This is a genomic window from Agrococcus terreus, from assembly GCF_014645235.1.
GTDB classification, from domain to species: Bacteria; Actinomycetota; Actinomycetes; order Actinomycetales; family Microbacteriaceae; genus Agrococcus; species Agrococcus terreus.
On the sequence record NZ_BMLM01000001.1, the window covers coordinates 1,322,873 to 1,331,937 of the forward strand.

Sequence of the window (9,065 nt, forward strand, 5' to 3'; positions counted from 1 at the left end):
GCATAGGCGCCGGGGCTAGGCTCGGCACCATGCAGGAGATCGTGCTCGCCGGTGGTTGCTTCTGGTGCCTGGACGCCGCGTACCGCGTCGTCGACGGCGTGCAGGAGGTCGTGTCGGGCTACACGGGCGGCCGCGGCGCGCACCCGAGCTACGAGCAGGTCTGCACGGGCGCCACGGGCCACGCGGAGGCGGTGAAGGTCGTCTACGACGAGGAGCGCCTCCCCACCGACGTCGTGCTCGACATGTTCTTCACGATGCACGACCCGCGCCAGCTGAACCGGCAGGGCAACGACGTCGGCACCCAGTACCGCTCGGCGATGTTCTACCGCGACGAGGCCGAGAAGGCCGTCTGCGAGGCCGCGATCGCGCGGGCCGCCGACTGGTGGCCGGGCGAGATCGTCACGACCCTCGAGCCGCTCGGCGCCTGGTACGACGCCGAGGAGTACCACCAGGACTTCTTCGCCAAGAACCCCACGCAGGGCTACTGCCTGGCCGTCGCGGTGCCCAAGGTGAACAAGATCCGCGCGGGCTTCGCCTCCTACCTCAAGGGCTGACTCTCCACAGCCGCCGACGCGGCCCGCACGCGGCCGGCGCCGCTGCCGCATGCTCGCCCCATGCACGACACCATCACCGTCGTCGGTGCCGCGGGAGCGGATCCGACGCTGAAGACCGTCAACGGCGAGCAGGTCGCGGAGCTCCGCGTCGCGTCCACCGCCCGTCGCAAGCGCCCCGGCTCCGACGAGTGGGAGGACGCGTACACCAACTGGTACGGCGTGGAGGCCTGGGGCCGCCTCGCCGCCCACGTCGCGGCTTCGGTGGCCAAGGGCGACCCGATCATCGTCGTCGGCCGGCTGCGCGTGGAGCAGTGGGAGTCGGGGGAGCGGCGCGGCACGAGCATCCGCATCCGCGCCGAGCACGTGGGCCACTCGCTCCGCTTCGGCCGCGCGCAGCGCGACCGCTCGAGCCGCGTCTCGGACGACCAGCGTCCCGCCGCGACCGAGGACTCGATCGGTGCCGAGCCCGAGCCTGCGCTCGTCGGCGCCGAGCCGCAGGCGGCGTGGGCGGATCCCGGTGCCGAGCCGCCCGAGCAGACCCCGTTCTGAGCCCTAGGCTGGAGCCGGTCGGGGCACTCGGCGCCCGAGGACGACGGACGGGGGCGGCATGCGTCGATGCACGGTCGTGCTCGCGCTCGTCGCGGCCCTCGGCCTCACCGGCTGCGGGCTGCTCGACGGCCCAGGCCCGCTCCAGCCGCAGTCCACCGCGACGGGCTCGCCCGCGCCGGACGCGGCCGCGACGGACACGGCTGCTACGGATGCGCCCGTGGAGGACGCCGAGCTCGACGCCTTCCGCGCGGCGCTCGAGGGCCAGGGCGTCGACGACCCGGCGGCGCTCGTCGCCGCCGTCGAGGCCGCCGGCTTCGACCGCTCCGCGATCGAGCGCACCCGCCACCTCGACTCGCTGGGCGCCCCCGTGACCTTCGTCGAGATCGCCGTGCGGCAGGACGACTCGTGCCTGCTCGGCCAGGTCGGCGACGGCGAGCCGATGGCGGTCCGCACGAGCCTCCTGCCGGAGGGGCGCTGCCTGATCGGGGCCGACACGGCCCCCTAGACTGGAGCCATGGCCGAGTACATCTTCTCCATGGTGCGCGCCCGCAAGACGGTGGGCGACAAGGTGATCCTCGACGACGTCACGACGGCGGTGATCCCCGGCGCCAAGATCGGCGTCGTGGGGCCCAACGGTGCGGGCAAGTCGACGATCCTGAAGATCATCGCGGGGCTCGACCAGCCGTCCAACGGCGAGGCCAAGCTCTCGCCCGGCTACACGGTCGGCATCCTCATGCAGGAGCCGGAGCTCGACGAGTCGAAGACCGTGCTCGAGAACGTGCAGGACGCCTTCGGCGAGATGCGCGGCAAGATCGACCGCTTCAACGAGATCTCGGCCGAGATGGCGAACCCCGACGCCGACTTCGACGCCCTCATGGCCGAGATGGGCACGCTGCAGGAGCAGATCGACGCCGCCGACGCGTGGGACCTCGACTCGCAGCTCGAGCAGGCGATGGACGCCCTTCGCTGCCCGCCGGGCGACTGGCCCGTCACGACCCTCTCGGGCGGCGAGAAGCGCCGCGTCGCGCTCTGCAAGCTGCTCCTCGAGAAGCCCGACCTGCTGCTCCTCGACGAGCCCACCAACCACCTCGACGCCGAGAGCGTGCTCTGGCTCGAGCAGCACCTCGCCAAGTACCCCGGTGCCGTCATGGCCGTCACGCACGACCGCTACTTCCTCGACCACGTCGCGGGCTGGATCTGCGAGGTCGACCGCGGCCGCCTCTACCCCTACGAGGGCAACTACTCGACCTACCTCGAGAAGAAGGCCGAGCGCCTCCAGGTGCAGGGCAAGAAGGACCAGAAGCTCCAGAAGCGCCTCAAGGAGGAGCTGGAGTGGGTCCGCTCGAACCAGAAGGGCCGCCAGGCGAAGTCGAAGGCCCGCCTCGCCCGCTACGAGGAGATGGCCGCCGAGGCCGAGCGCACCAGGAAGCTCGACTTCGAGGAGATCCAGATCCCGCCGGGCCCGCGCCTCGGCTCCGTCGTCCTCGAGGCGAAGGACCTCCACAAGGGCTTCGACGACCGCGTGCTCATCGACGGCCTCTCGTTCACGCTGCCGCGCAACGGCATCGTCGGCGTCATCGGCCCGAACGGCGTCGGCAAGACGACGCTCTTCAAGACGATCGTCGGCCTCGAGCCGCTCGACGCCGGCGACCTGAAGATCGGCGAGACGGTCAAGCTGAGCTACGTCGACCAGGGCCGCGCGAGCATCGACCCGCAGAAGACGCTCTGGGAGGTCGTCTCCGAGGGCCTCGACTACCTGCAGGTCGGCAACGTCGAGATCCCGTCGCGCGCCTACGTCAGCCAGTTCGGCTTCAAGGGTCCGGACCAGCAGAAGAAGGCGGGCATCCTCTCGGGCGGCGAGCGCAACCGCCTCAACCTCGCGCTCACCCTCAAGCAGGGCGGCAACCTGCTGCTGCTCGACGAGCCCACCAACGACCTCGACGTCGAGACGCTCGGCAGCCTCGAGAACGCGCTGCTCGACTTCCCGGGCTGCGCCGTGGTCATCACCCACGACCGGTGGTTCCTCGACCGCATCGCGACGCACATCCTCGCCTACGAGGGCACCGACGAGCAGCCGGCGCAGTGGCACTGGTTCGAGGGCAACTTCGAGGCGTACGAGGAGAACAAGGTCGAGCGCCTGGGCGCTGACGCCGCGAAGCCGCACCGCTCGACGTACCGCAAGCTGACGAGGGACTGATGCGCCTCAAGGTGCCCGTCCAGGTCCGCTGGTCGGACCTCGACGCGTACGGCCACGTCAACAACGCGTCGCTGCTCACGCTCCTCGAGGAGGCGCGCGTGCACGCCTTCTGGGCCGGCGGCCCCGAGGGATCGCCCACGACCGCGATCATCGACGCGGGCCCCGGCGCCTCGAGCGTGACCGTGATCGCCCGGCAGGAGTCCGAGTACCTCGGGCAGATCCCGCACCACCGCCGCCCGATCCTCGTCGAGGTGTGGATCGGCCGGATGGGCGGTGCGAGCATGGACGTCTGCTACGAGGTGCACGCGCCCGACCGCAGCGAGGTCTACGCCCGCGCCTCCACGACCGTTGTCATGCTCGACGCGGCCAGCGGTCGCCCGCGCCGCCTCACCGACGCCGAGCGCGCGGCCTGGGAGCCGTACCTCGAGGAGCCGGTGGCGTTCCGCCGCTGAGGCGGCGGGCGCGCCCAGGACGCGGTCGACGCCCGATCAGACACCGATAGGGTGGCGGGGCAACGACGCATCGCCTGGGAGGGCCCGCATGACCGACACCGCCGTCGAGACGACCGCCACCACCCGCATCCCGCACTGGATCGCGGGCGCCCGCAGCGAGGGAGGCGATCGCACCGCCCCGGTCTACGACCCGGCGCGCGGCGTCGCCGTGCGCGAGGTGCCCCTCGCGAGCGAGGCCGAGGTGTCCGACGCGATCGCGACGGCCGTCGCCGCGTACCCGGCATGGCGCGACCTGTCGATCGCGAAGCGCCAGGCGATCATGTTCCGCTTCCGCGAGCTCATCGTCGCCCGCAAGGACGAGCTGGCCCGCATCATCACGAGCGAGCACGGCAAGGTGCACTCCGACGCGCTCGGCGAGATCGCCCGCGCGATCGAGGTCGTCGAGCTCGCCACCGCGTTCCCGCTCATGACGAAGGGCGAGTACTCCGAGAACGCGTCGACCGGCGTCGACGTGTACTCCCTGCGCCAGCCGCTGGGCGTCGTGGGCATCATCAGCCCCTTCAACTTCCCCGCGATGGTGCCGCTCTGGTTCGCGCCGATCGCGCTCGCCTCCGGCAACGCCGTGGTGCTGAAGCCCAGCGAGAAGGACCCCTCGGCGGCGGTGTTCATCGCCGAGCTCTACCAGGAGGCCGGCCTGCCGGACGGCGTGCTCACGGTCGTGCACGGCGACAAGGAGGCGGTGGACACGCTGCTGACGCACCCGGACGTCGCGGCGATCTCGTTCGTCGGCTCGACCCCGATCGCGCAGCACGTCTACGAGACGGGCTCGAAGCACGGCAAGCGCGTGCAGGCGCTCGGCGGCGCGAAGAACCACATGCTCGTGCTGCCCGACGCCGACCTCGACCTCACGGCCGACGCCGCGGTGAACGCCGGCTTCGGCTCGGCGGGGGAGCGCTGCATGGCGATCTCGGTCGTCGTCGCGGTCGACTCGATCGCCGACGAGCTGCAGGCGAGGATCGCCGAGAAGATGCAGCAGATCCGCACGGGCGACGGCACCCGCGACAACGACATGGGGCCGCTCATCACCGGGCAGCACCGCGACAAGGTGGCCGGCTACATCGGCACTGCGGCGTCGGACGGCGCCGAGGTCGTCGTCGACGGTCGCGACGCTGCAGGTCCGGACGGGAGCGGGGTCGACGGCGACCCGAACGGCTTCTGGCTCAAGCCGACGCTGCTCGACAAGGTGCCGACGAGCTCGGCCGCGTACCGCGACGAGATCTTCGGACCGGTGCTCTCGATCGTGCGCGTCGCCTCGTACGAGGAGGGGCTCGAGCTCATCAACGAGAACCCGTACGGCAACGGCACCGCGATCTTCACCAACGACGGCGGCGCCGCGCGGCGCTTCCAGAACGAGGTGCAGGTGGGCATGGTCGGCGTGAACGTGCCGATCCCCGTGCCGGTCGGGTACCACTCGTTCGGAGGCTGGAAGCAGTCGATCTTCGGCCAGGGCAAGGCCTACGGCCGCCACGCGTTCGAGTTCTACACGCGCGAGAAGGTCGTCACGAGCCGCTGGCTCGACCCGAGCCACGGCGGCCTGAACCTCGGCTTCCCGAGCAACTAGGACTCGCCGGTCGTCACGGGACCCTGCTCGCGGGCGGGGTCTCGTGACGCGAGCCGTCTGCGGCGGCGCGCTCCTCGACCAGCTGCGGGGCTACGGCCGCAGGGCGAGGATGAGCGAGGTGCCGAGCTCGCCGGTGGCGGGGTTCACCTCGTCGTCGACGAAGCGGCCCTCGAGCGACATCCCGAGCCGCTCGGCGACGCGGCGCGAGGCGACGTTCTCCTCGTCGAGGTGCGCGATCACCCGGTGCGCGCCCATCCGGATCGCGAGGTCGAGCGCCGCGCGCGCGGCCTCGGTCGCGAAGCCCCTGCCCTGCACGTCGGTCGCGAGCATCCAGCCGAGCTCCATCTGGCGCGAGCCGAGGCTCGTGACGCGCAGCATGAGGTCGCCGACGAGCGCCCCGTCGTGCTCGATGCCGAGCTGGTGCGCGTCGCCGTCGCGGAGGAAGGTCGCGGCGCCGCCCGCCGTCCACGCCATGAGCTCCGCCTCGGTCTGGTCGCGGTTGTACGTCCAGCGGCGCTGCCCGGGCGCGTTGCGGTAGCGGCGCACGGCATCGAGGTCGTCGGGCCGGAGGTCGCGCAGCACGAGGCGCTCGGTGCGCAGCGGCAGGGCGCCGCGCAGCGTGCGCATGAGCTCCGCGGGCTCGAGCGCCGGGACGGTCACGCCCGGCCCTCCGGCACCCCTGCGGCCTCCGGCACGCGCACCATGCCCTCCTGCGCGATCGTCGCGACGTGCGTGCCGTCGGCCGAGAAGACGTAGCCCTGCGCGAGGCCGCGGCCACCGCCCGACGAGGTCGTCTCGAGCTGCAGCAGCAGCCACTCGTCCACCCGCACCGGCCGGTGCCACCACACCGCGTGGTCGAGGCTCGCGGCGCGCAGGCCCGGCGTCGCCCAGGCTGCGCCGTGCATCCGCACGATCGGCTCGAGGATGGCGTAGTCCGAGAGGTAGGCGAGCGCGGCGCGGTGCAGGGCGTCGTCGTCGGGCAGGCGGTCCTTCGCGCGGAGCCACACGTGCTGCTCGCCGTGGCGGGGGCGCGAGGGGTCCGGGAGGTAGACGGGGCCCTCGACGTGCCGGATGTCGAACGGGCGCGCGATGACGGCGCGCGCCTGCGGGTGCTCGCTGAAGGGGGCGAGGAGCGTGTCGTCGCTCGGCAGCGACTCGGGCTCCGGGAGGCCCTCGGGCATGGCGCGCTGCGAGGAGGGGCCGTCGTCGACCACCTGGAACGACGAGATCATCGACATGATCGGCAGGCCGCTCTGGTATGCCTGCACGCGCCGGGTCGAGAACGAGCGGCCGTCGTGGATGCGCTCGACCGAGAACGTGATGGGCAGCTCGACGTCGCCGGGCCGCACGAAGTAGCCGTGCACGGAGTGCACCGGCCGCTCGGGATCGACCGTCCGCTGCGCCGCGACCACCGCCTGCGCCATCACCTGCCCGCCGAACACGCGCCCGTACGGCATCGGATGGCTGGGGCCGGTGAAGATGTCCTCGCTCGTGCGGGCGCCGGTCTCGGCGAGCGACAGGGTCTCCAGCAGCAGGCGGATGCGCTCCATGCGTCGATCCTCTCGTGGGGCGTCCGGGACGGCGGCCCGCCGGGGGCGGACCGGGCCGCTCTAGTCTAGGGAGCGCATGCTCCCCATCCTCGCTCTCGACGACCGCGCCCGCGCCGACCTCGTCCTGCTGCTCGACCGCGCGGCCGTCTTCGGCGACGGGACGGTGCGGCTCGTCGCCGACGGCCCCGTCGCGCTGCTCACGACGCCCATGACGGCGTCGAGCGGGCTGCTGGACTCCGGCCCGACCGTGCTCATCGCGCGCGCGGCGCGCATGCGCGACGCGGCGGCGTTCGACGGCGTCGTGGCGCTGCCGGCCCTCCGCGACGCGCTCCGCGAGGGCGCCGACATCGAGGTGCCGGAGGGCGTGGGCCGCCCGGCGTGGGCCGCGGTGTCGCCGCCCCGCGGCGGCTGGGAGCTCGCGGGCGAGGTGCCGGTCGACGAGGTGCGCCGGCTCGCGGCGCAGGCCGCCGAGGACGTCGAGGCGATGCTGCCGCGCTCGCCGGGCGAGGCGGTGCGGCGCCGCGCCGAGCGGTCGGTGTGGGCGCGCGCCGTGCATGCGAGCGGCCTCACGGCCGGCCAGGCCGCGGCGCTCGTGGCGATGCGGTTCCTGGGCGAGGAGCCGGTGCGCGTCACCGCGTCGGGCGGCTGGGTGCGGGCCAGCGGGCGCGCGGGCGAGGCGCTCGCGCGCTAGGCCGCGTCGCCGCCGACGACGTCGCCGTCGCTTCGCGCGGACCGCAGCGGCGCAAGCCGCGGCAGCAGCCGCACGAGCACCACGAGCACGACGAGCTCGACGACCGTCTGCGTCACGACCGCGAGGGGCGCGAGGCCGAGCGTCGGCGGCAGCGCGAGCGCGAGCGGCAGCACGACGAGCGAGTTGCGGGTCGCGCCGCTGAGCGCCACGGCCCGCGCGCGCCGAGGGCCGAGCGCGAGCGAGCGCGACAGCAGCAGCCCCGCGGCCACCATCACCGCCGCGAAGACGACGTAGAGCGGCACGAGTCGCACGAGCGACGCGGCCTCCGCGCCGACGGCCGGCAGCTGCGCGCCGACGACGACGGCGATCGTGAGCGCCGTGAGCGGCACGAGCAGCCTCTCGGCAGCGCGCGGCACGCCCGCCACGAGCGGCGTCGCGTGCGCCGCGAGCTGCACGGCGCCCGCGAACGCGAGCGGCAGCAGCACGAGCAGGCCGAGCGCCTGCAGGAACGGCGCCGGGTCGATCGCCGCCGCTGCGCTGCCGCCCACGAGCGAGAGCAGGAGGGGGAGGAACAGCACCTGCAGCACCATGAGCACGGGCGTGGCGGCGAGCAGCCGCACGGCGTTGCCGCCCGCGAGCCGCGTGAACGCGACGACGTAGTCGACGCACGGGGCGAGCAGCACGAGCGCGACGCCGACCAGCAGGCCCTCGTCGTCGGCGACGAGGCGCGTGAGGACGAGCACGACGAGCGGCGCGACGAGGAAGCTGAGCCCGAGCACCGCGAGCAGGAAGCGGCCGTCGCGGAGCGCGCGCGGCAGGCCGCCGAGCGGCACGCCCAGGAACGTCGCGCACAGCAGCAGCACGAGCACCGGCGTCGTCGCGGCCTCGAGGGCCGGCGCAGCGGCGGGCGCCAGGAGGCCGACGGCCGCGCCGAGCGCGGCGCCGAGCAGCAGCACCACCGCCTGGTGCCGCTCCCACCACGCGGTCACGGCTCGAGCGGGTCCGCGAGCAGCGCCGGGAGGTCGGCGGGCACGAGGTCGATCGTGGGGTCGTCGAAGCGGTCGGCCGGCAGCCACCAGACCGGATGCCCGGCGTCGGTCGCGGCCGGCAGGGCCGCGTCGGCGGCGAGCGCGACGCGGAAGACGAACACGTGCTCGTGGAAGGTGCCGCCGCCGTAGGCGAAGACGTTCTCGACGACGTCGAGCCGGCGCGGCGCCGCGGCCTCGACGCCCAGCTCCTCGCGCAGCTCGCGCACGACCGCCTCTGCAGCGCGCTCGCCGGGCTCGATGCCGCCGCCGGGCGGGCGCACGTACGTGCGGCCGGTGGCGGGGTCGACGGCGCTCGTCACGAGCAGCGCGCCGTCGTCGCGACGCACGACGGCGATCGCGATGGGCCGGATCCGATCCGGGGGCGCCGGGCGATCCGTCATGGCCGGTCCGTCATGACACGAT

At 73.5% G+C, this 9,065-nt stretch carries 11 protein-coding genes; 7 read left to right on the forward strand and 4 right to left on the reverse strand.

What is annotated here, in order from left to right:
- Positions 1 to 29 precede the first annotated feature (29 nt).
- The 6 genes from msrA to IEW90_RS06455 all read left to right on the forward strand — a co-directional run bounded on the left by msrA (position 30) and on the right by IEW90_RS06455 (position 5,373).
- Positions 30 to 554, forward strand: coding sequence for a peptide-methionine (S)-S-oxide reductase MsrA (msrA, locus tag IEW90_RS06430; protein WP_188717194.1), 525 nt, complete (start codon positions 30 to 32; stop codon positions 552 to 554).
- 60 nt (positions 555 to 614) lie between these two features.
- Positions 615 to 1,103 carry a single-stranded DNA-binding protein gene (locus IEW90_RS06435; RefSeq protein WP_188717195.1) on the forward strand — a complete coding sequence of 163 codons (489 nt, stop codon included), beginning with the start codon at positions 615 to 617 and terminating at the stop codon, positions 1,101 to 1,103.
- A 58-nt stretch (positions 1,104 to 1,161) separates the two neighbouring features.
- Positions 1,162 to 1,608 carry a DUF6993 domain-containing protein gene (locus IEW90_RS06440; protein WP_188717197.1) on the forward strand — a complete coding sequence of 149 codons (447 nt, stop codon included), beginning with the start codon at positions 1,162 to 1,164 and terminating at the stop codon, positions 1,606 to 1,608.
- 9 nt (positions 1,609 to 1,617) lie between these two features.
- Complete coding sequence (gene ettA, locus IEW90_RS06445; RefSeq protein WP_188717199.1) at positions 1,618 to 3,300, forward strand: energy-dependent translational throttle protein EttA; 1,683 nt, start codon at positions 1,618 to 1,620, stop codon at positions 3,298 to 3,300.
- Positions 3,297 to 3,752, forward strand: coding sequence for an acyl-CoA thioesterase (locus IEW90_RS06450; RefSeq protein ID WP_188718051.1), 456 nt, complete (start codon positions 3,297 to 3,299; stop codon positions 3,750 to 3,752). Before ettA ends, IEW90_RS06450 begins: the two co-directional genes overlap by 4 nt.
- Positions 3,753 to 3,840: 88 nt before the next feature.
- Entirely contained in the window at positions 3,841 to 5,373 is a 1,533-nt protein-coding gene (locus IEW90_RS06455; protein WP_188717201.1) for a CoA-acylating methylmalonate-semialdehyde dehydrogenase, read from the forward strand.
- Positions 5,374 to 5,463: 90 nt separating this feature from the next.
- Here IEW90_RS06455 and IEW90_RS06460 read toward each other — a convergent pair whose 3' ends face one another.
- Both IEW90_RS06460 and IEW90_RS06465 read right to left on the reverse strand, forming a co-directional pair.
- Positions 5,464 to 6,033, reverse strand: coding sequence for a GNAT family N-acetyltransferase (locus IEW90_RS06460; protein ID WP_188717203.1), 570 nt, complete (start codon positions 6,031 to 6,033; stop codon positions 5,464 to 5,466).
- Positions 6,030 to 6,923, reverse strand: a complete 894-nt coding sequence (locus tag IEW90_RS06465) for an acyl-CoA thioesterase (RefSeq protein WP_188717206.1) — start codon at positions 6,921 to 6,923, stop codon at positions 6,030 to 6,032. Before IEW90_RS06465 ends, IEW90_RS06460 begins: the two co-directional genes overlap by 4 nt.
- Before the next feature lie 76 nt (positions 6,924 to 6,999).
- Here IEW90_RS06465 and IEW90_RS06470 point away from each other — a divergent pair, with 76 nt between their 5' ends.
- Positions 7,000 to 7,614, forward strand: coding sequence for a DUF8185 domain-containing protein (locus tag IEW90_RS06470; protein ID WP_188717208.1), 615 nt, complete (start codon positions 7,000 to 7,002; stop codon positions 7,612 to 7,614).
- On the opposite strand, the gene IEW90_RS06475 is transcribed toward IEW90_RS06470, so the two are convergent.
- Together IEW90_RS06475 and IEW90_RS06480 are read right to left on the reverse strand one after the other, a co-directional pair.
- Complete coding sequence (locus IEW90_RS06475) at positions 7,611 to 8,603, reverse strand: bile acid:sodium symporter (RefSeq protein WP_188717209.1); 993 nt, start codon at positions 8,601 to 8,603, stop codon at positions 7,611 to 7,613. The two genes, IEW90_RS06470 and IEW90_RS06475, sit on opposite strands and share 4 nt — an antisense overlap.
- Positions 8,600 to 9,043: an NUDIX domain-containing protein gene (locus IEW90_RS06480; protein WP_188717211.1), complete on the reverse strand. Its 444-nt coding sequence runs from the start codon at positions 9,041 to 9,043 to the stop codon at positions 8,600 to 8,602. Before IEW90_RS06480 ends, IEW90_RS06475 begins: the two co-directional genes overlap by 4 nt.
- Positions 9,044 to 9,065 lie beyond the last annotated feature (22 nt).